General features: G+C 69.6%; 15 protein-coding genes and 1 pseudogene. 6 read left to right on the top strand and 10 right to left on the bottom strand.

Going from position 1 to position 26,352, the window contains the following annotated elements; all coding sequences use genetic code 11:
- Nucleotides 1-131: 131 nt before the first annotated feature.
- Both ACZ6QQ_RS07590 and ACZ6QQ_RS07585 read right to left on the bottom strand, forming a co-directional pair.
- Entirely contained in the window at nucleotides 132-590 is a 459-nt protein-coding gene (locus tag ACZ6QQ_RS07590) for a hypothetical protein (protein WP_465875015.1), read from the bottom strand.
- A gap of 182 nt (nucleotides 591-772) precedes the next feature.
- On the bottom strand, nucleotides 773-3,430 hold the full coding sequence (locus ACZ6QQ_RS07585) for an ATP-binding protein (RefSeq protein WP_465875014.1): 2,658 nt from the start codon (nucleotides 3,428-3,430) through the stop codon (nucleotides 773-775).
- A 132-nt stretch (nucleotides 3,431-3,562) separates the two neighbouring features.
- Between ACZ6QQ_RS07585 and ACZ6QQ_RS07580 the strand changes: the two genes are divergently transcribed.
- Together ACZ6QQ_RS07580 and ACZ6QQ_RS07575 are read left to right on the top strand one after the other, a co-directional pair.
- Nucleotides 3,563-3,778, top strand: coding sequence for an ATP-binding cassette domain-containing protein (locus tag ACZ6QQ_RS07580; RefSeq protein WP_465875013.1), 216 nt, complete (start codon nucleotides 3,563-3,565; stop codon nucleotides 3,776-3,778).
- Between the two features lie 186 nt (nucleotides 3,779-3,964).
- Entirely contained in the window at nucleotides 3,965-4,117 is a 153-nt protein-coding gene (locus tag ACZ6QQ_RS07575) for a hypothetical protein (protein ID WP_465875045.1), read from the top strand.
- Nucleotides 4,118-4,226: 109 nt separating this feature from the next.
- Here the strand turns inward: ACZ6QQ_RS07575 and ACZ6QQ_RS07570 are convergent, their stop codons facing one another.
- Complete coding sequence (locus tag ACZ6QQ_RS07570) at nucleotides 4,227-5,588, bottom strand: DUF4153 domain-containing protein (protein WP_465875012.1); 1,362 nt, start codon at nucleotides 5,586-5,588, stop codon at nucleotides 4,227-4,229.
- A 583-nt stretch (nucleotides 5,589-6,171) separates the two neighbouring features.
- Between ACZ6QQ_RS07570 and ACZ6QQ_RS07565 the strand changes: the two genes are divergently transcribed.
- From ACZ6QQ_RS07565 to ACZ6QQ_RS07550, 4 genes are all read left to right on the top strand, one after another.
- On the top strand, nucleotides 6,172-9,726 hold the full coding sequence (locus ACZ6QQ_RS07565; protein WP_465875011.1) for an nSTAND1 domain-containing NTPase: 3,555 nt from the start codon (nucleotides 6,172-6,174) through the stop codon (nucleotides 9,724-9,726).
- 157 nt (nucleotides 9,727-9,883) lie between these two features.
- A complete protein-coding gene (locus ACZ6QQ_RS07560; protein ID WP_465875010.1) occupies nucleotides 9,884-11,539 on the top strand; it encodes a DUF885 domain-containing protein in 1,656 nt (551 codons plus the stop codon).
- A gap of 916 nt (nucleotides 11,540-12,455) precedes the next feature.
- Nucleotides 12,456-13,706, top strand: coding sequence for a S1 family peptidase (locus ACZ6QQ_RS07555; protein ID WP_465875009.1), 1,251 nt, complete (start codon nucleotides 12,456-12,458; stop codon nucleotides 13,704-13,706).
- Nucleotides 13,707-13,815: 109 nt separating this feature from the next.
- On the top strand, nucleotides 13,816-14,400 hold the full coding sequence (locus ACZ6QQ_RS07550) for a hypothetical protein (protein WP_465875008.1): 585 nt from the start codon (nucleotides 13,816-13,818) through the stop codon (nucleotides 14,398-14,400).
- A gap of 36 nt (nucleotides 14,401-14,436) precedes the next feature.
- Here the strand turns inward: ACZ6QQ_RS07550 and ACZ6QQ_RS07545 are convergent, their stop codons facing one another.
- The 7 genes and pseudogenes from ACZ6QQ_RS07545 to ACZ6QQ_RS07515 form a co-directional block, all read right to left on the bottom strand.
- A complete protein-coding gene (locus ACZ6QQ_RS07545; protein WP_465875007.1) occupies nucleotides 14,437-14,820 on the bottom strand; it encodes a helix-turn-helix transcriptional regulator in 384 nt (127 codons plus the stop codon).
- Between the two features lie 542 nt (nucleotides 14,821-15,362).
- Nucleotides 15,363-18,083: a COR domain-containing protein gene (locus ACZ6QQ_RS07540; RefSeq protein WP_465875006.1), complete on the bottom strand. Its 2,721-nt coding sequence runs from the start codon at nucleotides 18,081-18,083 to the stop codon at nucleotides 15,363-15,365.
- 39 nt (nucleotides 18,084-18,122) lie between these two features.
- Nucleotides 18,123-18,311 (bottom strand): annotated as a pseudogene (locus ACZ6QQ_RS07535) (hypothetical protein); the annotation flags it as partial.
- 363 nt (nucleotides 18,312-18,674) lie between these two features.
- Nucleotides 18,675-20,741, bottom strand: coding sequence for a P-loop NTPase family protein (locus ACZ6QQ_RS07530; protein ID WP_465875005.1), 2,067 nt, complete (start codon nucleotides 20,739-20,741; stop codon nucleotides 18,675-18,677).
- Nucleotides 20,742-20,785: 44 nt separating this feature from the next.
- Nucleotides 20,786-22,054: an ammonium transporter gene (locus ACZ6QQ_RS07525; protein ID WP_465875004.1), complete on the bottom strand. Its 1,269-nt coding sequence runs from the start codon at nucleotides 22,052-22,054 to the stop codon at nucleotides 20,786-20,788.
- 58 nt (nucleotides 22,055-22,112) lie between these two features.
- Nucleotides 22,113-23,855, bottom strand: a complete 1,743-nt coding sequence (locus tag ACZ6QQ_RS07520) for a vWA domain-containing protein (protein WP_465875002.1) — start codon at nucleotides 23,853-23,855, stop codon at nucleotides 22,113-22,115.
- Between the two features lie 53 nt (nucleotides 23,856-23,908).
- Nucleotides 23,909-26,350, bottom strand: a complete 2,442-nt coding sequence (locus ACZ6QQ_RS07515) for a hypothetical protein (protein ID WP_465875001.1) — start codon at nucleotides 26,348-26,350, stop codon at nucleotides 23,909-23,911.
- Nucleotides 26,351-26,352 lie beyond the last annotated feature (2 nt).

Raw genomic sequence — 26,352 nt, 5'->3', positions numbered from 1 at the left:
AGACATCCCCTTCGGAGCAGAGGGTGCTTCTACGTCTCTGGCGCAACCTCTTCTGGTCCGCGCGGGTTCACAGGGGGGGGAGGCCCGGCCCCCCCCCCCGCCCCCCCCCTCCCCCGTATCCTCGCCGGAGACTAACGGCGCCAGCCGTCGGGCACCGAACCCTGACTCGGCGAGGTCGTGTTGTTGCAGCGTCCGTTGTCGGGGTCACCCCAGATACGGATGGTGTCGACGTCGTTGGCCCAGGTGCCACCGTTCGGATGGGCGTAGTCGCCGAGGTTCACGTGGGTGTTCGCGGGAATGCAGATGTAGCGGTCCGGGCTCGCCCCGGTGTCGAGCAACCACACCGAATCGTCGTTGCGGGTGTTGATGACCGCGTCCGGCTGGTTCTGCCGGGCGGGCGCCAGGTTCTGGTAGACGGCGTCCTGGTACTGCGCAATCTTGTTTTCCGCCGTGTAGGAGCCGCTGTAGAGACACACGTACGGATAGGCGCAGTTCCGGTAGCTACCGGCCTGTGCGGGTGTGGCCACGAAGGTCGTGGCCCCCACCATCGCACCGATCATGGCGAGCACCGTCAGGGCACGTTTCTTCACCGACATACTCCAATCAGATGTTTCGCAATTGGCGGCTATGCGAAGGCCGTCGTGCACCAACAATGTTTCCGGCCCCGACCGGAGATGTCACTGTTGAGCCCGTTGTCTCGTACGAGCTCGTACGCGCGCGTACGTGTTCGCACTCACCGGATCGCGCCCGTTCACGGCTGGCGGCGCAACCGTTACGGTGACAACTCCGGCGCCACGGTCACGGCTTGGTCCGGCCCGTGCGGATCCCCGGACTCCCCGGCCGTCGGGCCATCCACGGTCGACCCGCGCAGTACCCGCCGGAGCCGCTCCGCCTCGGCGGTCGTCTCCCGCTCCGCCTGGGCGTTCCCGCTCGCCCGGTGAGCGTCGGCGAGCGTGGTCAGCCCGATCGCCAGCCAGTACGGGGAGCCGACGCGACGCCAGATCCGCACCGCGGCCGCCGCCCGGGCCCGCGCCCGGTCCGGTCGTCCGGCGGCCAGTTGTGCCACCGCCAGGTTGCGGAGGGTGGCCGCCTCGCCCCAGGCGTTGGCGAACTCGCGGTAGGTCCACAGACTCTCGGCCAGCAGCCGCCGACCCGGACCGGGCCGGCCCTGGTGGACCCGGACGTCGCCGAGCCAGCAGGTGGCGTGGGTGGCGGCGAGGCGGTCACCGAGGGCGAGGCTGATCGACGCGGCCCGTTCGAAGTGGTCGGCCGCGATGTCGTACTCACCACGCGCCCGGTGAACCTGACCGAGGCCGCGCAACGCCTGCGCCTCGCCGGGGCGGTAACCGGCGGCTCTGCTCAGTTCGAGGCACCGGGCGAACTGTCCCCGGGCCTGGGTCAGGCGGTCGCGTTCGAGCTCCACCACACCGATGCCGTTGTACGCGTACACCAGGCAGTTGACGTTGCTCGTACGGCGGGCGAGGTCGGCCGCCCGCTCGAAGTGGACGACGGCGGAGCGGTACCGCCCCAGCAGGCGGTAGACATAGGCGAGACCCGCCATGGCGCTGGCGGTATAGCTCGGTTCGGCCTCGGCCGCGAAGCCCAGCGCCCGTTCGAACTGGCGCACCGCCTCGTCGTAGTCGTCGAGGATCGTCGCCCGCTCACCCAACGACCGGTGCAGCTTCGATGCCGCCACCGGATCACCCGCCGACAGCGCGGCGGCGAGCGCCGAGCCCTGTAGCCGGAGCCAGTCGTCGAAGTGGCTGCGGATCTGGAAGAAGGTGGTCAGGGACGTGGCGAGACCGGCGGACACACCGACATCCGAGGTCTCCAGCCCCTGCTGGCCGACGGACACGAGGAACGCGTGCTCGATGTCGAACCAGCCCAGCGGGTCGACCAGGAGATGACGCACGTCGGCCGCCGGCAGCGTCCAGTGCGGTACGGCGTGCCTGCCGATCCCCTGGAAGTCGGCGCTGAGGCGGGCCGCCGCGTCCTCGGCCAGCTGGAGACTCGCCCCGAGCAGCCGCAGGATGGCGTCGGCCCGCTGCCCGGCCGGGTCGTCCCGGAGGCTGCGTTCGCGGGCGAACAGCCGTACGAGATCGTGCATCCGGTAACGCACAGCCCCCGCGGGGTGCAGTTCCGCCTCGACCAGATGTACCTCGACCAGGTCGTCGAGGAGCCGTTCCGCGACGGCCGACGGCGCGTCGAGCAACGCGGCCAACGCCCAGGACGCGAAGTCGGGCGCCGAGACCAGGCTCAGCAACCGCAGCGCGTGCCGAGCGGGCGCACTCAGTCCGCGGTAGCTCAGTTCGAGGCTGGCGCGGACCGCGATGTCGCCGACCACCAGTTGGTCGAGCTTGCCGTGTTCGCTGGTCAACGCCTCGACCATCGCGACCAGCGGCCAGTGCGGTCGGGCGGCCAGCCGGGCACCGGCCACCCAGACGGCGAGCGGGAGCCGCCCGCAGGTGTCGACGATGGCCACGGCGGACTCCCGGTCGGCCCGGGTCCGCTGCTCGCCGAGCATGCTCTCGATCAGCGTGAGCGCCTGTTCGCGGGTGAGGACCCCCAGCGGGAGCCGGGCCCCCTCCAGTTCGGCGAGGGTGGTCCGGCTGGTCAGGATCGCCGCGCAGCCCGGTCCGTTGGGCAGCAGGGCGTCCACCTGGCGGGCCCCGGCCGCGTTGTCCAGGACCACCAGCACCCGACGGCGTGCCATCAGCGTCCGGTACAGGTGCACCCGGCCGGCGAGGTCGGGCGGCAGGGCGCCGCTGCGCACGCCGAGTGCTCGCAGGAAGGTGCCGAGGACCACCACCGGGTCGGACGGCTCGGGGTCGGCGCCGTGCAGGTCGACGTAGAGCTGCCCGTCGGGGAAGTGCGGCGCGCTCGCGTGCCCGACCCGTACCGCGAAGGTGGTCTTGCCGACCCCGGCCGGGCCCGTGACCAGCAGCGTCGACGGCCGTGCCGGCGGCATGTTCAGCAGCTCGCGGGCGGTGGCGACCTCGTCCACCCGGCCGACGAAGTGCTGCCGGTCGGGTGGCAGCAGGCAGGGAGTCACCAGCCGGTCGACCGGTGGAGCCGGTTCGCCGTCGGGCGACGCCGGGTCGCGTCCCCCGGATCGCTTCGGCTCCGCCGTCCGGACGTCGCGACCGGCTGCGGACCGGGCGAGGTCGTGCCACACGGCTGACCACCACGCGACCGCGCCGGGGGTGCCGCCGCACGCGCGCACCAGCGCGGCGACCAGGTCGATGTGCGGCAACGAGGTGCGGTTGAGCGCGGAGGCCACGGTGCTGGCGGGCAGCACGTCCCCGTTGGCTCGGGCCTGCCGGGCGAGATCACGGTAGGACAGTCCCGAGCCGGCCTTGAGCTGGCGCAGATGCTTGACGAACTCCTCCGGGCTGGAAGCCCGAGCGGCTCCGGGCACCGCATCCGTCACGGTTCAACCTGCCGATCGCACACCAGGACCTGGCACTTCGGGTTAATTCTCGAACACTGCCAGTGACTAGCCCATACTCGCACACATCCCCTCGCCGGCCGAACGGCGGCACGACGAGCACAGGGTCGATCGGTGGCGGTCGACGACGTCTCCTTCGATGTCCGGCCCGGCGTCGTCACCGGGTTCCTCGGGCCCCATGGCGCCGGCAAGACCACGATGCTGGCCGGCCTGGTCCGCCCGACTTCGGTCCGCGTGCTGCTCGGCGGTACGCCACTTCGGCGACGTTCGCCCGAGGCGCGCACGATCGGCGGGTCGACGGTCTGGATGCGCCCACCGTCGCCGAGGTGACCCGCCGGGCGCAGGTGGAGGCCATCCGCGTGGTCGACGCGGGAGACGCGCTGCTCTCACCCACCGTCACCCGCCGACTGATCCAGGAGTTCGCCGCTCGCCCGTCCGTCGCCGTACGCCCCTCCCCTCTGCTCGACTCACTGACCCCCCCGCGAACGCGAGGTCCTCGTCCTCGTAGCCCGCGGACTGACCAAGGGAGAGATCGCCGAGAAGCTGGTGGTGACCGAGGCGACCGTGAAGAGCCACCTCGGCCGCGTACGCGGCCAAGGTCGGTGCCCGCGACCGGGTGCAACTGGTGATCTTCGCCTACGCGAACGGCATCGCCACCACCGACCTTGACGGCATCTGACGGTCCGACAGTTGGGGATGCGGGTGGCGACGGGATCGATCTCGCCAGGATCGCCGCCGCCTACCCACCCTCCGGGCGGTCGCTCAGCCGGAGGCTCAGTCAGCGTCGGGCAGGCCATACCGCGCCCGGGCAGGAGCCCGAGGCGACGTCGTCGAGGTGAGCCCGGGCGGTGGCGCGGCCCAGGTTCCACTCCGGCCAGGTGTCCGGTCGGTTGTACCCCGATGAGGACGCCGAGCCACCGGTCAGCTCGTTCTTGAACGCCGCCAGTGCGCAGGAGCGGTACGGCTCCGGCAACTCCCGCAACGCCGGGACGGCGTCGGCGGACAGGGTGCTGAGGTAGCTCACGTCGATCCCATGGGTCTCGATCCGGTTCACGTTCTGCTGGGCGATGAACGCGTCGGGATTGAGCACGGCCAGGCCGAGTAGCGCGGCGACGGCCGCGGCGAGGGCGGCCCGGGGCACCCAACGTCCCCGCAGCTGAATCCCGGCCACAAGGATGAGCAGGAAGACCACTCCCAGCCACAGTTCACACACGGTCACCAGCAACCGTTGCCGGGTGAACCCGTACGCCTGCTCGTAGGCCGCCATCCGGGAGAGGGCCGAGGCGACGATGACCAGGGTCAGGGCCGACAGCAGTCCCAGCAGTGTGCGCAGCAGCACCCGGTCGGGCACCGTGGACCGGGGCGCGATCTGTGCGGCTACGCCCACGACGATCACGGTGAGCCCGGTGACCACGAGTAGTTGCCAGAAGCCGGCCCGGGCGTACTGCGCGTACGTCAGCTCGGCGGTCGCCGCCACGTGCTCACCACCGCCGAAGAGGACCGTCGCCTGGACCGCGACGAAGCCCGCGAACAGCGCGACCAGTGCGCCGACCGGCAGGGCCCACTCGACCCGGCGGACCAGCCCCAGCCGCGACCCTGGTTCGAGCGCGGTCGTGCCGCTCGGCAGACCATGGGCCGCGATCGCCGTCACCACGACGGCGGCCGCCGCCGACCCCAGCCACTGCAACGATGTCCAGCCGTCGACGGACGGGACCAGCACGGACAGCAACCGGGCGAACGCCGCGTCCGCCTCGGCCAGCAGGAACCCGAACACGGCCAGCAACGCCACCGCTGTCAGCCCGGCGATCATGGTCCGCCTGAACGCGCTCCGATCCTGACCCCGGGGCCCGAACACGCCTCGGAACAGCCATCGCAGGGCGGCGGGCACCGAAACGACCACCCGCAGCGGGGCGGCCACCAGGCCGCCGACCGACCAGCGATCGGCCAGGGCCACGCAGCCGACCACGCCAGCGGTCAGCACGCACAGGACGAACAGCCACTCCGCCGCGCGCACCGTGCCGACGGCAATCAGAATCACGGTGGCCAACGCCTCGCCGGCCCGGACCGTGGTACGTCCGGACCACGCAAAGCCGCTGGGTGCCCAGACCAGGATCGCGGCGGCCACGGCGAGCGCGGTCAACAGCCAGCCGATGCCCGGCCGGTCCCACGACAGCGCGACGGCCGCGACGATCGCGGCGATTCCGGTGGCGGTGATCGCCGCTCGGGATCGCGGCGCGGGCGTGGCTTCAGACAGCCCGGACTCAGGCGGTCCGGACTCAGGCGGTCCGGACTCAGGCGGTCCGGACTCAGGCGACGACGACGAAGGCGACGAAGGCTCGGGTGGCTCGGTCGGTGGTGGCGTGGCGGTCGTGACACGAGGCGACGACATCGAATTCCCTTCGGACGGGGTGACGCGGCTTGCGGCTCCGTGTCTAGCCGGCCGTGGGTTGTCCTGCTTCGCGAATGCCGTATGAACAAACAACAGTGGACAATCGTTTCGGACGCTTTACGGTTCGAGGTTGTCCGGCTTCCGGATGCGGGAACTAAACAACCGTCGATCAGACCATCCGATGACGGCCGCTGATAGCATTCGCACCTGTCTTTGGGGGTGGGAAATGCCGCGTCCGGAGCGTCCGGTGGATCCGGGCGAGGGGTCGGTGCAACGGTTCGCCGTCGCCTTACGGGAGCTGCGGCAGTCAGCGGGCAATCCGACGTACCGCGTCTTGGCCAGGCGGGCTCACTACTCCGCCACCGCGCTGGCGCAGGCCGCTGCGGGCGACCGGCTGCCGACCCTGGCCGTGGCGGTGGCGTACGCGCGTGCCTGCGATGGCGACGTGGAAGAGTGGACGGCCCGCTGGCGGACCACGGTCGCGGAGCTGGACGCTGAGGCACCACAGGCGACCGGAGCGCCCGATCCGGATGGGAACCGGCCGCCGTACCTGGGCTTGGCCGCCTATGGACCGGACGACGCGGACCGGTTCTGTGGCCGGGACCGCCTCGTCGCCGACCTCACGGACCGGCTGGCCCGGCACCGGTTCGTCGCCGTGGTCGGCCCGTCGGGCTCGGGCAAGTCGTCGCTGCTGCGGGCCGGGCTGGTACCAGCCCTGTGCGCGGATGGGAATCTGCCGACGGTGGTGATCACCCCGGGCGCCCACCCGGTGCGGGAGTTGGAGCACAACCTCGTGGCCTCGGGCGCCGACGGTCTGCTGATCGTCGACCAGTTCGAGGAGGTGTTCTCCCTCTGCGAGGACGAGCACGAGCAGGAGACCTTCATTCGGGCGTTGCTCGCGGTGGCGCGCGAGGCGGGCCGCCGCACCCGGGTGGTGATCGGGCTGCGGGCCGATTTCTACGCGCACTGCGCCCGCGTGCCTGAGCTGGTGGCGGCGCTGCAGGACGCACAGCTGCTCGTCGGCCCGATGACGCCCGAGGAGTTGTCGGTCGCCATCACCGAACCGGCGGCCCGGGCCGGGCTGATGGTGGAGAAGACCCTCGTCGCCACGATCATCGCCGAGGCGGCGTCCCGGCCGGCGGCGTTGCCGTTCGTGTCCCACGCCCTGTGGGAAACCTGGCGGCGGCGGCGCGGCGCCGGCCTGTTCCTGGCCGGCTATGAGGCGGCCGGCGGCCTGGACGGCGCGGTCGCGCAGTCGGCCGACCGTGTGTTCGGTGAGCTGGACGAGGAGCACCGCCGAGCGGTCCGGCGGATCCTGGTACGGCTGACCGCGCTGGGCGACGGTACCGAAGACACCCGGCGGCGGGTCGCCCGCGCGGAGCTCGGCGACGACGCCGTCACCGCTCACGTCCTGGAACGCCTCGCGGCGGCCCGGTTGGTGACAGTCGGCGAAGACACCGTGGAGATCGCCCACGAGGCGCTCATCCGCGGCTGGCCGACGCTTCGGGACTGGCTGGCCGCCGACCGCGAGTCGCTACGGGCTCACCGCCGCCTCACCGGTGCCGCCACCGACTGGGCGGCGCACGGCGAGGACGACGCGTTCCTGTATTGGGGCAGCCTGCTCGCAGGCTGGGCCGACCGCGACACCGAAGCCCTCAACGAGACCGAACGCGGCTTCCTGGCCGCCAGCCTGGCCCGGCAATCGCGCGACCACACACGCCGCCGACGGCGGCTGCGGATCACCATCGGCAGCCTGGTCGCCGGCCTGGTCACGGTCAGCCTGCTCGCCGTCCTCGCCGTGGTACAGACCGTCACGGCGAATGCCCAGCGCGACCTCGCCGTTGCCAGCAGCCTGGCCGCCCAGTCGCGCGCGGTGCTGGCAGCCGAGCCCGACCTCGCGAATCTGTTGGCACTGGCCGGACTCGGCCATTCCGTGACGGCTCAGACCGTGGCCAGCGCGCAGGCGGCGCTGTCGATCCCGATGCACGTCGCGCGACCACTGATCGGGCACTCCGGTGCGGTGACCGCCGTCGCGTACAGCCCCGACGGCGGCACCGTCGCCACCGGCAGCGACGACGGCACCGTACGGCTGTGGACCGCCGGCCCGGTCACCGCGCTCACCCAGGTCAGTGCCGTGACGGCGATCGCCTTCAACCAGGACGGAGACATGCTGGCGACCGGGGGAGTCGACGGCACCGTCCGATTGTGGGACACGACCACCCACCGGCCCCTCGGTACGTTGACCGATCGCGCCGCGGTCAACGCGGTGGCCTTCAACCCGGACGGTACAGCCATCGCGACCGGGCATGCCGACGGTGCCGTCCAACTCTGGGACACGAGCACCGGCCGTTCCCTACCCGTGCCGGTCGGCCACGAAGGCCCGGTGAACGCGGTGACCTTCGACCGCACCGGGCTGATCCTGGCCACCGGTGGGGACGACAACACCGCCCGGCTGTGGAATACGCTGACCCACCAGACGACGATCCTGTCCGGCCACACGGGCGAGGTCTTCGCGGGCGCCTTCGGTCCTGACGGCACGACGCTCATTACAGGTTCCGCGGACGGCACCGCGCGGATCTGGGACGCCACGACGCACGAGTCCCGGGCCACTCTGGTCGGGCACACCCGCGTCGTGCGGGCCGTGGCGTTCGCGGCCGACGGCCGCACCGTGGTGACGGGAAGCTGGGACGGCACCGCTCGGATCTGGGACACGACCACGCACCAGCCCCTGGCCATCCTCGCCGGCCACACCGATGAGGTGCTCGCCGTGGTGATGAGTCCCGACGGTACGACTGTCGTGACCGGCAGCCGGGACGGCACCGCCCGCGAGTGGGACACGAGGGCGAGCCAGTCCATCGCCACGCTCGGGGGCCACACCGGCTACGTCGACGCGGTGGCGTTCAGCCCGGACGGACGAACCGTCGCGACGGGAAGCAGAGACGGCACCGTTCGCCTGTGGAACACCGGCCATCACGGTCAGCTCGCGGTCCTCGACGCCAAGGCCGGCTTCGTCTTCACCGTGGCGTTCAGCCCCGACGGTACGACCCTTGCCACGGGCCACAAGGATGGCGGGATCCGGTTCTGGGACACCGGCACCCACGAACAGAAGGCCTCCCTTACCGGGCACACCGACGGCGTCGCATCCGTCGCCTTCAGCCCCGACGGCCGGCTCCTGGTCAGCGCGTCCACCGACCAAACCGCCCGGTTGTGGAACCTGACCACCCTACGCGCGGACGCGGTGCTGACCGGTCACACCGGTTGGGTGGACGCCGTGGCCTTCAGCCCCGACGGCAACACCGTCGCGACCGCCTCGACCGACGGCACGGTCCGCCTCTGGGACCCCGCCGCCGGCAGCACCATCGGCATCCTGGACCCCGAGGCCGGCCACCTGAACGGGCTGGCCTTCAGCCCGGACGGCCGGACCCTCGCCGTCGCCCCCGCCGACGGAACCGTACTGCTGTGGGACATCGCCGCTCGTCGAGTGGCGTCCGTCCTGATCAAACACACTGCGGAGGTGACCGCGGTCGCGTTCAGCCCGGACGGGCAGATGATCGTCACCAGCAGCCGGGACGGCACCACCCAGCTGTGGGACCGCGAGCGTGGCCAGGCAGTCGTCGGTCTCACCGGTCACGTCGGGTGGGTCACGGCCGTGGCCTTCAGCCCGGATGGCAGGACACTGGTCACCACCTCCTGGGACCACACCGCTCGCCTCACGCCCCTCCCCGACACCTGGCCCGCCGAGCTCTGCCACCGAGCGGGACGGAACCTGACCGGTGCCGAATGGACCTACCACGTCGGGCCAGAGCCCTACCGGCGCCTCTGCCCCGACCTCCCCTCCGGCGATGGAGCCGACCCCACCGCGCCCGCACTGACCTTCCCCGGCCTCTAACGCTCCAGCGATGTCGCGCTGATCGACCTACGTACAGCGATCACGTCCAGGTTGGAGAGACCCGCCCGACGCGCCACCGCTCAGTTGTCAGCCGCTGTCAGCCACATCGACGCCCGCCGCTGCGCGCCGAGCAGGAACGGGCGTTAGCATCGCCTTCGTGATCGAGGACTTCGCGGGCCGGCTGCTGCACGATGTGGCCCGCCTCGACCCTTGCACGGCAGTGGTCGAGGTCGGCGAGCAGGAGGTCGACGGGCTCACCGACTACAGTCCGGACGGCCACCAGGCCCGCGCCGATCTCGCCGCCAACGCTCTGCGCGAGCTCGGGACACTGCCCGCGACGAGCCCGCTACACGCTCACCTCGCCGAACGGCTGCGCGCCCGGATCGGCTTCCACGATGCCGGGGAGGACCTGCGCGAACTGCACGCGGCGGCCACCGGCCCGCTCCAGCTCATCCGCCAGTCCGTCGAGGCCGCGGTCCCCGGCGGCGACGCCGGGTGCGCAGCCCGCGAGGATGGCTGGGCCCGTGTCGGCGCGCGCCAGGCCGCGATCCCCGCGGCCCTGGACGGGTACGCCCGCAGCCTCCTGCTCGCCGCCGAGCGCGGTCACCTGCCGACGCGGCGCCAAGTGGAACTCGTGACGCGGCGCTGTCGCAACTGGGTCGACGATGACATCGCCCTGGTGGAGCGCTACGGCGAGGGGCGGCAGCGGGCGTCGTTGCAGGCAGCGGCGCGGGAGGCGCGGGAGGCGTACCAAAGACTGGGCGCGATGCTGACCGCGGACCTGGCACCGCGGGCGCGCGGCGAGGAGGCTTTCGGGCCGCGGCGGTACGCGCTCTGGGTGCGTACCTTTCTCGGTACCGAGCCCGACCTGCGCGAGCTCTACGAATGGGGCTGGGACGAGTTCACCGCGATCGAGGCGGAGTTGGTCGCGGAGGCGAAAGCCCTGGGCGGCAGCGTGCCCGAGGTGCTCGACCGGCTCCGCAGCCCGAATGCACCGGGCACCCTGCACAGCCGGGCCGCGTTCGGGTCGTGGCTGCAGGAGTTGCTGGAGGCCACCACCGAGCAGCTGCACGGCGTGCACTTCGACATCCCCGCGCCGCTGCGCCGCATCGAGTCGCGGGTGACCGCGTCGTCCGGCACCGCCTACATCGGGCCGTCCCGGGACCTGACCCGGCCGGGCCGGGTCTGGTGGTTCCTCCCCGAGGACCAGGCGAGCTTTTCCACCTGGTACGCCTACAGCACCGCCTACCACGAGGGCGTTCCCGGCCACCACCTCCAGATCGGCTACGAGGCCTGCCGAGGCGGCCTCGGGCAGCGGCTGAACCTGCTCGGCGGGCTCTCCGGCAACCGGGAGGGCTGGGCCCTGTACGCCGAGCGGTTCATGGACGAGCTCGGGCTCTACCAACAGCCGGGTGCACGACTGGGGCATCTGTTCATGCAGTTGCTGCGGGCGGCACGGGTCGTGCTCGACATCGGCCTGCACCTTCGGCTGCCGGTGCCGTCGGGCGATGGAGCGCTTTGGACGCCAGACGCCGCCCTGGATCTGCTCCGGGACCGCTGCCATCAGGGCCCGTACGCGTCCGTGGAGCTCGCGCGCTATCTGGGCAGGCCAGGGCAGGCGCTGGCCTACAAGGTGGGTGAGCGGGTGTGGCTGGCAGGCCGCTCATCCTTCCGTGGCGACCGGCGGGCATTCCACCGTCGGGCGCTGGAACTCGGCTCGCTGGGACTGGACCAGCTGCGGAAGGCGGTCGGTACGACCGACTCGGTGGACTCCGTTACGAATACGAGCATCCTGCCCGACCAGCGCGGATGAGGTTTTCGGCACCCGCAGCCCGCGACCGAGGTCACGGGTTGACGCCTAGACGGGGTGATCCTGGCGCCCGGCCGGACCGGCTTCGGTCCTCGGCTGCTCATGTATTCGCGACCGCGCGGCAATCGGCTTGGTGACAGACGTTCATCGCTTGACAGCGGCGGCAACAGTAGCGGGTCCGCCACTCCGGGCCGAGCAACATGAATAACGCGCAGGTACGCGTGAACGGGACACGTCCCACCATTTAAATCAGCCCGCCACTTAATCTGCCCGAAACAGAGCGAAAGCACCGGCAGCAGCGATTTTCGACAGAATCCACACTGTTCGCACAAGCCGACGAGGCCGCTGACCAGCGACGGACAGAAGCCGGCCCAGGTCACGACGGCGCAGCCCACCGCTCCCCCCGAACATCGCAACCGAAGCCGACTATCGCCAGCTCAGAGACGGTGCGGCGAGTGCACGAGCGATCCGGGACCGCTCTGCGCATGTCACTGGTCCGTCCACCCAGGACACCAACGAACGATAATCCCTTTCGGCTGTCACATTCCTGACGGACACCATCACCCGCGCCGAGATCCAACTCACGGTGGAAACGATCGTAATACTCCACCGATCAGGCGATAAGCCCCGAGTAATCGGGCAGGACGGGCCCGACAACCGGGCCAACGGAACCGAGGACAGGTCGCGTCAACCAGCCAGACGGCAGTAGCACGTTCGGACCATAGCACCAAACCGTACCCGAGTCGGGGGTTTCGTTCGACAGCCGTCAAGCCATGACAGGACAGTTCAGAATTCACTTGCCAATACATACCACTAATTCGCTGTCAGCAATGCGTCGCTTCAATTGGCATCAATAGATGTCGTGCAATTCTGTCTCTGGCCAGGCGCGCAGCCTGGCGGAATCCGATGAGGAGGGTTCATGACCACCAGGACAATCCGGCTGCCGGCGCTCGTCACGGCGGCGGTTCTTATCGCCAGCGCGGTCTTCACCGCGCCCGTTCAGGCGAACACGGTGACGGCGAAGCCGGCGACCGCGTCGGCAACGGACGACAAGGCTGTTGCCTCGGCGATCGCCGCGTACCGCACGGCCTACCCCCAGATGTCCGAAGCCGCCGCCCGGGCGGCGTTCGACCAGCAGCTGACCCGCAAGAACCTGCAGATGCAGGTCTCCGCCAACGCCGCGTACGGTGGTTCCTGGTTCGACGCGCCGTCCGGCGTGATGCACCTGTCGCTGACCAGCCCGGCCGCCGCGTCCGAGGCGCTGAAGACGGCGCAGAAGCTCGGCATCCGCGCCGAGGCGCACGTGGTGAAGCGTTCCTGGGCGGACCTGGAGCGGCTGGCCGCGTCCCTCCAGAGCAACAGCGTGGCCAAGGCCAGCAACGGCGTGGTCGGCATCGACGCCAAGAGCAACACCGTGACGCTGGCCGTGTCGGGCCAGAGTGTCAGCGCGGTCAAGGCGCAGGGCGTGCCGGCCGGCGTCACCGTCGTCACCGGCTCGAACCTCAAGCGTGAGCTGGACGCCGGCTGCACCTCCCGGCTGGACTGCGACTGGACCATCCGGGCCGGCGCCATCCTGAAGTACAACGGCAGCCCGGTCTGCTCGGTCGGCTTCACCGCGCGTACCTCGGCCGGCCAGCGCTACGCCTACACCGCCGGCCACTGCAACAGCGGCGGCGGCACCTGGAGCACCGGTGCCCAGGCGATCGGCCCGATGACCGGCGCTATCGTCTCCGGCGGCCTCGACGCGGGCATCATCCGCAACGACAACCCCTGGTTCCAGTACGACACCGGCGGCGAGATCTACATCGAGTCGGGCAGCCGCACCATGCCGCTGAACTACGTGGCCCCGACGATGGGTTACCTCCTGGTCGGCGAGACCGTCTGCCTCGCCGCGAACTACACCTCGCCGAACGGCCCGAACCGCTGCGGCATCATCGGCAGCACCAACGACGGCGGCATGGTCCGGGTCGACGGGCTCGACGCCTGCGGCGGCGACAGCGGCGGCGGCTGGTACTGGCTGGGCTCGGCCACCTACCGGGTGGCGTACGGCATCCACAGCCAGAGCAACTACGGCTGCAACGGCGACCAGGGCGGCAGCCAGTCCTGGTTCAGTCCGATCCCGCAGATCACCCCGCTGTGGGGTCTGGCCATCGAGACCCGCACCTCCTGATCACCTGACACCACCTGATCGACGTACGACAATGACAGGGTCCGTCGGCCTGGCCGGCGGACCCGTCGCCGCAGCGGAACCGGCAGACCAGAGGGAGGTTAGAGGGATCATGGGGATTACCGGCATCCGTCTCGTCACCGGCCTGCTCGCCGTCAGCCTGCTGGCCGCAGCCTGCGCCTCCACCGAGCGGGCGGCCCCGGGCGGCAGCCCGGTCGCAGGCGCCAGCCCGACCCTCCAGCCGCCGGAGCAGACCATGCCGCCGCCGAGCGTCAGCCCGCCGCCGTCGAACCCACCGGGCGATCCGAACGCGTACCCCCTGCCGCGCCCGACCCAACTGACCCCCGCCGCCGGCCTGCCCCCGCTGGCGCAGGCGCAGATCGAATCCGCGGTCTCCACCGCGTCGCAGGACGCCACGGTCGCCGCCGCCCTCGGTCAGGGTGCGGTGGCGCAGGTCCAGGTCCAGGCCACCACGGTCGGGGTACCGGGCGGAAAGACCGCGATCACCGTCGCCTTCCTGTTCCGGCAACCGATCGAGTCGGAAGCGCCGATCTGGTCGAGGCTCTGCGACGTCGCCGGACAGACCGCCCAGTGGCGCGGCGTCGCCGCTCGGGTCGACCCCGGCGCGGTCATCCAGAGCAGCCCGATCTGGATGACCGGCGCCAACTGCGTCGGCGCCCAACCGAAACTCGGCTGACCCGCCCCAACGGCACAGCCCCGGCTACGGTGAAGGTCAGTTGTTCGGTGTCGTGTTCAGCAGGGCAGTCAGCTGTCCCCTGGAGCTGATGCCAAGTTTCGGGAAGATGCGGTACAGGTGGGAGCCGACCGTCCGTGGGGACAGGAACAGTTGTGTGCCGATTTCGCGGTTGGTGAGGCCGGTGGCGGCCAGAGTGGCGATCTGCAACTCCTGCGCGTTCAGCACCTGCTGCGGCACCACGCCCGGTTGGGAGGTCTGGGCCCCTGCGGCGCGCAGCTGCTGCCGGGCCTGTTCGACCCAGGGCAGCGCACCCATCCGGGACAGCCCGCCGAGGGCCAACTGTAGGTGCGGCACCGCATCGGCGTCCCTACGACGCCGGCGGAGCAACGTGCCGTACGCCAGCCGGAGCCGCGCCAGCACCCAAGGCCAGCGGGCTGCTGCGCGGGTCGTGCAACGGATCCTGCGGATCGACGACGCGCCGGAGCACGTCGAACCCGTTCTCGTACATGCCGGGGGCCACTCTCGTCGAGGTTGTCCGCGTGATGCTCATGGCTGAGCAGTACCGCGTCGACGGGCCCGACCTGGTCGGGTCGCAGCGCGGGCCCGGCGACCTTGCGCGAACTGGTCCCCCAGCCGAACGCGTACCGGCGGCCCGGCGGGTCGAACGTCGGGTCCGTGAGGATCCGCCAGCCGGCCACCTCGATGAGGGCCGTCGGTCCCCCGATGTGTGTCACTCGTACGTCCTGCATCGGTGTCGTCCTCGTATACGTCAGGCCCGCGATCCGCGGAGCGATGCCACCGACGGTGCGAACACACACGACCGATCGCTTCCGTTGAACGACTGCGTCGTAAGCTCAGCCATCCCGGTGCGCAGGACGTCGGCGAAGCACTGGACCGCGGCGCGACGGCGCCGACCGCCGGCGAGCGGCTCGGTTCGATCGCGGCCACCGCTGGGGAATTGATCAGGATGAACTGGATCGGGAAGCATCCGTTGCGGCGGTTCGAAGGGCTGGTCCGCGCGGCGCCTGCTCCGCCCTGGTGTCGGCATGGGTGGTCTGCGGACGCGCCGGCAAGCCGCCGGAATCGGCCTCGGTGGGTTCCGGAATCTGCGGCAGGCCGGGGTCGTACTCGTGATAGTGATCTGGGCACACCCAGAGCAGTTCTCCCGACGGCGCCTGCACCCGGCGCAGGTCGCCGAATGATCGACCTTCGTCGTACTTGAAGAGCAAGGCCCGAAGACTCCGGAGGGCCTGCCCCTCCGCCTTGGTGAGTTCGTTGGCGGGCATCCCTTCGAGGCGCTCCTGGCGCTCCACCTCGGCGGGCAGACGATCGGTGATCACCTTCATGAGCTCTATCCGCTTCGCCAGATCCTCCGCCTCTTGCTTGGGCAGCGTCACGCCCGAAACGGCGGCAACGATGGGAACGACGAGCCGGAGCGTCTTGAGCACGAAGCTGGCGTAAGGAGCCAGTCGCGCAACCCATTCGCGTTCCTGCTTGAGCTCGTAGGTCGCCGGGTGCCACGGGTGCCACTCGCCAGGGTGTTCGCACCACAGGGTGAGGTAGATCAGCTGGAAGGTGATGCGCCGGTGTCTGATCAGACTCACCGGGTTCAGCGGCTCGGTGTTTCCCGGAGGAGGCGCCAGGGTGAACATTCTTGGGCAGTCGATCACCTCGGTTGAAACGACCTTGAGAACGCGGCGGAGCGAGTCGGCGCTCTGCGCGGCGAATACCTCGACTCGGCGTACGCCATTTTCGATGCGATGTATTCCTCCGGAGATTGCACTCAGCTCTTCGTGCAGTACCTCCAGCTGCGCTCGGATCTCAGCCTGGGATGAGGTGAAGCCGGTGAGCAGGACGGAGATGTCGTGATCGACGTCGCAGTCGAGACAGTCTCGGTTGGCCCTTCCCTGCTCTCGCCGGCGCAGTAACCCGTTCAGGGGAAATTCTCCGACGCAGCCGGGTGAAGGGCAGGGGATCAGAAACTGGTACTGCAGCCCGGGCCAGCGCCGCCTCAGCAGATGTTCCATGCTGTCGCGGAGCACGTTGAAGAACAGGTCCGGAGACGGGGCGCGCACCTGCAGGATCAGCCGTCCGTCCTGTTGCAACTCGATAAGCGCCTCGGACGCGTAGGCGGCCGTCGGGTGGCGCAAAAATACGCCGTTTCGCCAGTGTTTGTCCACCGAGGCGTTGTGGTGTCGGACGGTCATCCAGGCGATGAGGCCGGGTGCTGGCTCCTGGAGTTTGCACACCAGCGTCACGGTGCGCAGGTTCGACGGCGCCGGACTCTTGAATATCCAGGGCAGTGCGGGCCTTGAGTGCGGGACGAGCTGCGCGATCAGGCTTTTCTCTTCGTGACCCTCAAGGCGGTAGGAGATGTCGAATTTTTCCATCAGCCGAAGGAAGTACGGGTGATGACGCGCCGGGTACGACTTCCCCCGGTCGTGGTCCTGCCAGATCCTGCGCAAACGGGCATGGTCGAGGACACCATTGGCGGCTCTCGTCGCGGCATCCTCAAGGACGTACGCGATCGCCTTCGTCAGCCATTCAGGGTTCAGGACCACGATGTCCCTCAAGCCCTCGTCGTCACCGTAGTAGATGACGTGCCCCAGGTCGTGTAGCAGCTCCGCCAGGGTCGTGGTTTCTTCGTCGTTGAGGTCCTGTTCTCGGCATGCCTTGACAAAGTCGGACCAGGATATCTGGGGCTCACTCTGGTAGCGAGAGAGGATGTCGTCCCTCGCGGCGATCCAGCGCGGGCTCAGCATCCGTCCCATTTGCGGAAGCGCTGCGGCTTCCTTCGCCACGTGCTCTCGTAGCTCCGCTATCCCGTTGCCGCTCTGGTTGTCGACGCTGAACTGGCCCGCCAGCATGTTGGGAAATGCCTGCTTCAGTTGCTCGAAATCGATCTCGGGGTTGCGCTCGTCGCAATGGGTCGGTACGAGAATTGCTCGGGCCTCATGGCCCACTCGGAGCCGTATGCGCCCGAGCCATCCTTCGACCTCGCCCTGCTCCTGTCCCCGGCGGGCGTTCCAGACCAGGATGTAGAGAGCGCGTCGACTGAAGAAGAACTGGTGGGTGATCCGATAGACTTCCTGGCCCCCGAAATCCCAGGCTCGCGCCGTCATATCGAGGTCCAGGTCGGGATGCGGAAGGACGAGCGGGTGTATCTCCAGACCGTGCGTGGTGTCGCGGTTCGACACGAAGGGTTCGCCCTTCAGCGCGGCCAGTAGGGAGGTTTTCCCGACTGCTCCCTCGCCTACGACCAAAATCTTGGCTTCATAGTGGGGTACCGCATCCTCCAGGCTCCGAAGGTATGCCGCCACCGCGCCCAGGCCGCGAATCAGCAGGTCCGGGAGTGGGTCGGAGAGCGGGTTGCGGGAGATGGACAGAGAGATCGATCTACCGAGCAGTTGAACCATCTCGCGTGGAAGCTCGCGGATCTGGTTCCCATCCAGCTCCAGCTTGTCCAGCTTGGTCAGCAGTCCGATCTCCGACGGAAGCTTCGATATCTGGTTATTACTCAGGTAGAGGCGCCGCAGGTTCGTGAGTTTGCAGATGTCGGGCGGTATCTCGATCAGCTTGTTGTTCCTGAGGTCGAGCTGTTCGAGGTTGCGGAGCCGGAACAGCTCGGCGGGAAGGTGCGTGATGTTGTTGCCGTCGAGATCCAACTCGCGCAGCTCGGACAACTTCCCGATCTCGGCGGGTAGTGTCCCAAGCTGATTGTCGTCCAGATAGAGTTCTTCAAGCTTCCGCAGCTCCCCGATCTCCTTCGGAAGGGACGAGAGGCGGTTGCTGCGTACATCCAGCTCGGTGAGGTTGATCAGATGACCGATACCGGCAGGTAGGGATTCCAGCTCGTTATGAATGAGATAGAGACGATCAAGATCGCCGAGCTCACTGACTTTCGCCGGCAGACTCTTCAGTCCCCATCCGGAGAACCTTACAAACCCTTCCCTCCGGGCACGCTCCGCGTCTGCATCAGTGAATGTGCGATCGACATGGCGCGCCCTCTTGATGATTCCCCCTCGTTCAGAAGCATCCGCGGTTCATCATGGTTCGACCTTGGGCAAAGTCATGCTAACTGCGCGGTTCAGATTGAGTTCCGACGGTAGCGAATAACGACCACCGCCGTCGATCCACGCAGCCGACCTCTTCTGTCAGTTTCCCGACAGGGAAGGTTGGCGCAAAACATCGGCTCATTGGTTGATCAAGGGAGAGACGCAGGTCAGCAACCCGGGTCAAACCGGGATGCCAGCTCAGGACCGTCGAACGGCAGGTCACGACAACGTACGCAACGCCTCCAGGATCTCCGTACCGGACCGGACGTGGGGTTCGAGAGTGGCGACGAGTTCGCCGCGATCGGCGTAGTCCGGCTCGGCGAGTCGGGCTTCGACGAGGATGATCCTTCGGGACAGCTCCTCGGTACGCTCCGAGAGAATCTCCATCGCCCGGTCGATCATCTCGCTGCCGCGGATGTACGCGGCGGCGGCGAAGGACTCACGGAAGGTGTTCGCAGTCTCGTCCAACTCGTCGATCCACTGTTGACGGAGCACCTTCAGCTCCGACGAGTTGGCGCGGTTCCGGGCGATGTACGCGTACAGCAGGCCCGCGATCAGGGCGACACTGGTCGGCACGACGATCACCGGTCCGGTGATCAGCCCCGCCACCGCCGCCAGCATCGTGGCGAACGGGGTCGAGATGCCGACGATTCCCGAAACCTGCTGCACGTAGTCCCTGGCCCCGGGGCGGTATCGCCGCGACGGTGGTACCGCGAGGTCCCGGATGCCCAGCGGGGCGGCGTTGGCACCGAGGTCGCCGGTCCGGCTCGCGTCGAGCAGGGTCGTCCGGACGGTGTCGAGAACGGCGTTGGAGAACTCCTGGAACTGTCCCTCCCACACCTGTCCGGGACCCCGGTTGGCGACCCACTCCTGGAGCAGTTGTGCCTTGCGTACCTCCAGCCGGTTGACGTCCTTCTCGTTCGCCAGGTTGGCGTTCCGGATCTCGTCGATCAGCTCGATCCGCAGCAGGTCGGCGAGCCCCTGGAAGCTGCGTTCGGTGACCCGGACGTGATGTTGCAGCGCCGCTTCGAACTGCTCCCGGATGGTGCCGATCGCCGACTTCAGGATTTCGAGGCGGCGGCCGAGGTCCTCCCGTTCGTGAGACAGATGGCTCAGTGGCAGCCTCGCCGACTCCAGCAGGCCGACCAGCATCCGCTGGTGCGGCATCATCAGGGCGCGGGCCTCGATGGCCACGGTCAGAAGGTGCCGGTGGCCGGTTCCGGTGTTGACGAGATCGGTGAGCGTACGGCGCAGCCGTCTCATCCTGCTGGCGGCGATCAGCCGCTCGCCCCGCGCGGCCTCGCCCTCGGCCACATGCCACCGGCCCTGCGCCTCCCACGCGGGTGAGACGGCGATGAACCCCTCGCCCTGGAAGCTGTCGGCCTGCCCGGCCGGGGCCGGGAAGTTCTCGGTCAGGTACGCGTTGTTGTCCCTGATCGTGTCCTTCCACTCCGGCTCGCCGTCGATGTTGGCGGAGACCGCGCGGTCGATGCCGGTCAGTACCCAGATCACCCGCTTACCGGAACTGAGGTGGTGGTTGTACAGGCGGCTGACCAGTTCGAGTTCCTGCCGGGACAGGGTGTGCGTGGCCTGGCTGACGTACACGAAGCAGTCCGCGTCCACCCAGGCGCTGTTGGCGATCTCGTCGTGGACCGGATGTACCGAATCCATTCCGGGTAGCTCGTACAGTTTGGCGGGAAGCAGCGAGTCAGCCAGCAGGATCTCCACCTCGGCGACGGTGAGGTTGCGGTGCGCGGCGGCCCGCCCCCGGGCGATCGCCTGTGGATCCTGGGTGGTGTACGCGGCCACCACCGCGGGGATCGGGGAGTTGCCGAGATTCTCCCAGTCACCGCCGTCGGTGAACCGTACCCGGTAGAAGCCCCGGTCCGACGCGTCCACCTCGCGGGTGTCGTCGACCGGGACGATCGTCGCCGGGCAGGCAGTGGTCGCCTTGGCGGCGGAGTGCAGCAGGCCGACGTACTGCTCGGAGACCATGCCGTCGTCGTTGCTCACCGGGGCATAGGTGAGGCGCTCCTGGAGTCCACCGATGAGGAAGCTCTTGCCCGACGAGAACTGGCCGACGAAGGCCACGGTAATCAGCGTGGAGACGGCCCGTGCGCGCAGCGCCCGGACGGCGGCCAGACTCTCGGCGCGGTCCTGTCGTCGTGCGTCGTCGAACCCGGAGTCGAGGCGCGAGATCCCGTCGAGCCAGCGCTCGGTGCGGTCCAGCAGCTGCCGTAGCTCGACCCGCATGCCTTCCACGTCGCTGACGAGGTTGTCGGTCACCGGCGCCTGCCCCGACGGTTGCTTGGATGAGCGTTCCGGAGACATCACAGCCGGTACGCCTCTTCGCCGTGCTGGGAGAGATCGAGACCGCGATCCTCCTCCTGCGGGTGCACCCGTCCGTGGTTGCGGGGGCCTCGTCCGAGCAGCCAGCCGAGCGCGAAGGTGACCACGAAGGAGTACGCCACGACCGCCACGACGGTGATGGCCTGCAGGATCAGCTGTTCGAAGCCGCCACCGTAGAACAGGCCGTCGGTGCCGGCCTCGTTCACCGCCGAGGTAGCGAAGAACCCGAGTGCCAGTGAACCGATCACCCCACCGACCAGGTGCAGGCCGACGACGTCGAGCGCGTCGTCCCACTGGCGGCGGCCGAGGACCGCCAGGCCGCAGCCGACCGCCGCCAGCGCGCCGATCGCGATGGCGCCGATCGGGTCGACGAACCCGGCGCACGGGGTGATGGCGACCAGGCCCGCCACGACACCGGACGCCGCGCCGAGCGTCGTGGTCCGGCCGAGCTTGATCCGTTCCAGCAGTGCCCACGCCAGCATCGCCGCGCCGGCGGCGATCGTGGTGTTGAGGAACGCGTACGCGGCGACGCCGTCCGGCGCCAGCGCCGACCCGGCGTTGAACCCGAGCCAGCCGAACCACAACAGCGCGGTGCCCAGCAGCACGAAGGGCATGTTGTGCGGCCGGATGTCGTCGCTCGGCCAGCCCCGCCGTGGCCCCAGGACCAACGCCATCGCCAGACCGGCCGCCCCCGCGTTGGCGTGCACCACGGTTCCGCCGGCGAAGTCCAACGCGCCCGTGTGCGAACCGATCGTCAGCTCCCCCGCCCATCCGAAGGGGGAGAAGACCCAGTGCGCAACCGGGCTATACACGAGGATGGTCCACAGCACGATGAAGGGGATGAACGACGCGGGCCGCCAACGGTCGGCCGTGGAACCGGTGATCAGCGCGGCGGTGATGATCGCGAACATCATCTGGAAGCCGGCGAACGCCACCGGTGGGATGCCCATCGCCCTACCGTCGACGAACCCCGGGACGATCTCGTCCATGTTGCTCAGTCCGACGAAGTGGAATCCACCAATCAGCCCGTTCGAGGGGCCGAACGCCAACGAGTAGGAAACCACCACCCAGGTGATCCCCACCAGTCCCATGGCCATGAAGCACTGCATCATCATGGCCAGCACGTGCTTGCTCCGGACCAGCCCTCCGTAGAAGAAGGCCAGCGCCGGTGTCATCAACAGCACCATCGCCGAGCTGACCAGCACCCACGCCGTCGCGCCCGTGTCTAACGATCCGAAATCAAAGTCCATGCCGCCCTCATAGGTCAGGTAGTCGACAAACCGGTGGTTCCCCCGTGAGGTTCAGGCGTTACGTTTCGCTGCCGAGGCTCCGGGCATCGCCGGTGCCCGTGCGGCCGTACGGCGGCTTTCCGGAGCCGGGCCGCTCGGGCTGGTTGTCCTGCCCCGGACGTCTACTGGTGAAGGGCCACTCGGGTCGGCCGGCGGCGTCGTCTCGGCCGGGTCGCCGGAGCGGGTCCGACGGGTCGTCCCGAACGGAGGGACCGTCGCGGTCGCCCGGGTCGTCCCGCCCCGGCGGGCGATCCCGGCCGGACACCTCGTCCCGATCCGACCATTCGAACGCGACGCCGTTGAGGATGACCGGGAAGCCGGGCGGGCAATCGGCCGACTCCAGCCGCTCCGGGTCGTCGGCCGGGCGGTAGTCGATCCGGATGGCCGGTCCGGTCGGGGTACGGGTACCCCACACGGTGCCCTCCCCCGGAACGTTGAGCGTCGTCGTCGGCCCGATCGCCACCTGCCGGCCGGAGAGCCGGACCTCGCCGAAGGCGACTCCGGTGGTCGGCGACACCGCCCGCAGCGTGCCGTGCAGCAGCGGGCGGTCGGCGCGACGCCCGCCGAACACGAACCCGGCGACGACGAGCGCCAGGGCCACCGCGCCGAGAAGCCACAACAGCGGGTTCCCCCGTTGGGCCCTCCCGCCGACCGGCTGGACCTCGGCCTCGAAGGTGGGCTCGAACGTCATCCCGAGGTCCTGGCCCAGCACGTCGGTCCAGGGCGACCCGACGGTCGCCTGCGCCGTCACCCGAGCGCTGATCTCGCGCCACGCCAGCGGCGCGAGGCTGCGCTCGCCGGCGTCCCAGTGAATTCGTACCGGCACCCGCTCGCGTCGTCCCGGCTGCACCGACACCGGGCCGTCCTCGGCCTGAACCCGGATCCGTGGGTCGTCGACGCGCAGCCGCAGGCCGGTCAGGACCAGGGGAACTCGTTCGCTGGTCGAGCGGACACCCACCTGCACCGTGTTCTCTCCCGCAGCGAGCCGGTCCATCCCTTCGGGCCACTCCAGGACCAGACCGTGTCGCGTGTCCGCGCCGATCGCCGCGCGTGCCTTGGCCGCACGGCTGGCCTGCTTCGGTACGTCCAACTCCCTGGTCAGTGCCCCGATCGACGAGACGGGCAGCGCCTGGGCGTCCGGTAGGACCGTACGCAACGGCACGACGCCCGCCCCCCGTTGCAGCGGGACGGCGTACCCCAGGAACTGTTCCTGCTTCACCTCGGCGGCCTTCCGGGCCAGGGCCTCCCAGCTCGCCCCCTCGGCGAACGGATAGGGGCTGTTCGGCGCCGGGTCGTGTGCTCCGTCGGTGAACAGGACGATGGTCGCGATCGTCGCGGTGGATTTGTCCACGACGTCCACCGCGACCTCGAGCGCCCGTCCGATGTCGGTGTGGCTGCCGGTCGCACCCGCGGGCAGCGTCGCGAGCAGCGGATCCGGGTTGCGTCCGGCCGGACCGTGGAACCTGATCGAGGTTGCGCTGTCGAACGTCACCAGGGCGACCCGGTCGTTCGCGCCCAACGCGGCGAGGAAGCCACGGAGGCTCCCCTTGACCGCCTGGTAGAGGTCGGTGCCCTGCTGCATCGACGCGGAGGTGTCGATGAGGATGACGTACTCCGCCGCGACCTCGTCGACGCCCAGCGCCCGGTACACGTCCTCCCGCGTGGCGGGAGCGGCGGCCACCGGCGTACCGGGGACCAGGATCCCGGCGACGGCGACGACCGCCGCGACACATCGCGCCACCCGCAGTGTGATGCCGCTCATCGACGGCTTTCCCTTCTGGTCGGTCGATCCTGGCCACTCGCGTCCGTGCCGGGTCATCGCCGCCTCCTCCGGCGGTACCGCGCGAGCCTGACCAGTGGTCTCGGCTCGATGGCCTGGCCGCGCAGGGCCCGGTTCACCGCCGTCGAGTGCAGGTACAGGCGTTGCCCGATGGTCTGGAGCAGGGCGCGGTAGTCAGTGGCCATCTGCTCTCCGAGCGCACCCGTGAGGACCGCGTCGTGCGCGGCCTGCACCGCGGGTACGACGTCCCGGTGGTCGGTCTGCACCAGCCGGTGGAGCAGGCTCTCGATGACCGCGTAGATCCGGGCCGGCTCGGTCGCGTCCGGCCAGGGCGCAAGGGTGCGGAGCACCTCGTCCGGCTGGCACCCCAGCCGGACCCCCTCGGTCCACAACTCGACGATCTCGTCTTCGTCGATGCCGCGGGTCACCGCGTCGGCCAGCCGGTTCAGCAGTCCGTGTGCCCGCAACGAGACGGACATCTGCATCAGGAGGTGCTGCAGGACCGCCGGCAGCAGCCGAAGCGTCTCCGGAGCCGCCTCGATGGCGGGCAGCAGGCTACTCGGGATCTCGTGGTACGTCCGCTCGGAGAGCAGCCGCTCGGTCAGGGCGACCGCGAGTACGACTCCCGCCGGTTTCGGCGGCGGATTGGTGAGGTCATGGACGAGCCGCAGCGCGACGGTTCGGCTGCGCTGCGGGGGAAACCACTTCGCCAGCTGTTCACTGACCGCGACGGCGTACTCCGTGGGGTCGTCCACCGGCTCGGCCGGCCGGGGCGGCTCCTGCCAGGCGGAGAGCAGGAGGTCGATCAACGCCTGGGTCCGGGCCGGTTGCGTCGGCAGCTCGACCAGCAGCGCGGCGATGGCCCGACGCGTCTGACCCTGGTCGGCGGCGCGCGCGAGTTCGGGCCAGAGACCGGGCAGGACCGCCGGGACGGTGTCCCGTGCCCGGGCCACCACGAGCACCGCGATGATCATGCGGGGGCCCCACGAGGCCAGGGTGACCGCGTCCCCGGGCTGGAGCGGTGTCTCGGCGTGCACCGCCACCGCGAACGGCTGTAGCCAACGGGGCGGCGTGGCGCTGTCGGTGAGCCACCGAAGCCAGGGCACGAACCGCTCCGGACCGTCGTCGATGACGGCGGTGACGAGATCCATGCAGAGCATCTGGTTCTCGTACAGGGCCAGCCGTAGCTCCGGTTCCTCGGTCGGCGGGGGCGAGCCGGCGAGGGCGCGACCCATCCGGGTCCGTTTCTCCGGGGCGAGGTCGTCGCCGACCAACCGGGCGACGGCGAGCCGGTAACCGGCCAGCACCCCGTGCCGGGCGGTGTGCGCGGCGAACCGCAGGAGCAGCTCGACCGGCGCGTCGGCGACCTGCTTGACCAGGATCGGGAGGGCCCCGTCGGACCAGTGCCGCTCCAGCAGGGGCAGATCGTCGTCGGAGGCCTCGGCCACGAAGTTGCCCAGCAGTTCGACGTGTTCCGCAGGTGCGAAGACGGCCGGGTCCAGCTGTTCCAGTACGGCGCGCGCCTCGCCGGGGGCGGCCACGCCGTGGCGGTAGCGGAGCAGTGTGCTGTAGGCCGGGTTCTCCTGCTCCAGGTACCGCAGCGCGGTCGCCGCGCCGTCGGCACCGGGCGGCATGGGGTCGGTGCACCGCCAGAGCAGACTGACCACGAACTCGGTGTCGCGCAACTTCCAGAGTTCGAGCAGGTGATCCAGATATCGGGGCACCGGGCCGGCGAACGACGTGAGATCGGGCACGACCCGCCAGCTGACCTGGTGCTGCTGCTCCTTCACCCGGTCGGCGAAGGCCAGCCGGATCTCGTGGCTGGCCAGGTTGGGGGTCCAGGTCCCGGCGACGAGGTCGGCGCGGAAGCCGTACGGCAGCAGCGCGGCGACCGCGTCCAGGCAGCGCACCCGCTCGTCCAGCGGCGGAAAGTCCTCTGCGGCGATCATGACGGGCTGGTCGAGGACCAGCGCGGCGAGGCTGGCGACCCATGGGAACCCGAGGCCGTCGATGTCCTCGACCAGGTGGTCGAGGTTCGCCGGTGGCAGCGCGACCACGACGTCACGGTCGATGGGCAGGTGGAGGTCCGTGACCGCGGCGTACATCTCCCGGTAGCCGGGCCGCGCGTCGGTGGCGCTGGCGAACCTGACGTCAAAGTAGCGCGTCGCGGCGATGAGGCGACCCGTCGCGTCCCGGGATCCGTGCCGATCCCAGTCCATGACGGACACACCGAGCCGCTCACGACCCCCGGTGTACCCACCACTGCCGGCGAAGGTGATCCAGGGAAGCCCGTCCGGGCCCGGATCGGTGCCCTTCGGGGAGCCGGGCAGGGATCGGCGGATCAGCTGGGTCAGCTCCTTGACGTCCTGACCGTGGGTCGAATCGGTGATGATGCCGTAGTCGTCGAAGCGTCCGGGATGCTTGCTGTGCAGGGCCCACCGCAACGTACGGTCGGGCGTGTCGGGCGGTAGGGACATGG

It is taken from the genome of Micromonospora sp. NPDC049529 (genome assembly GCF_055586685.1).
This window is presented reverse-complemented; position numbering and strand designations above follow the sequence as displayed.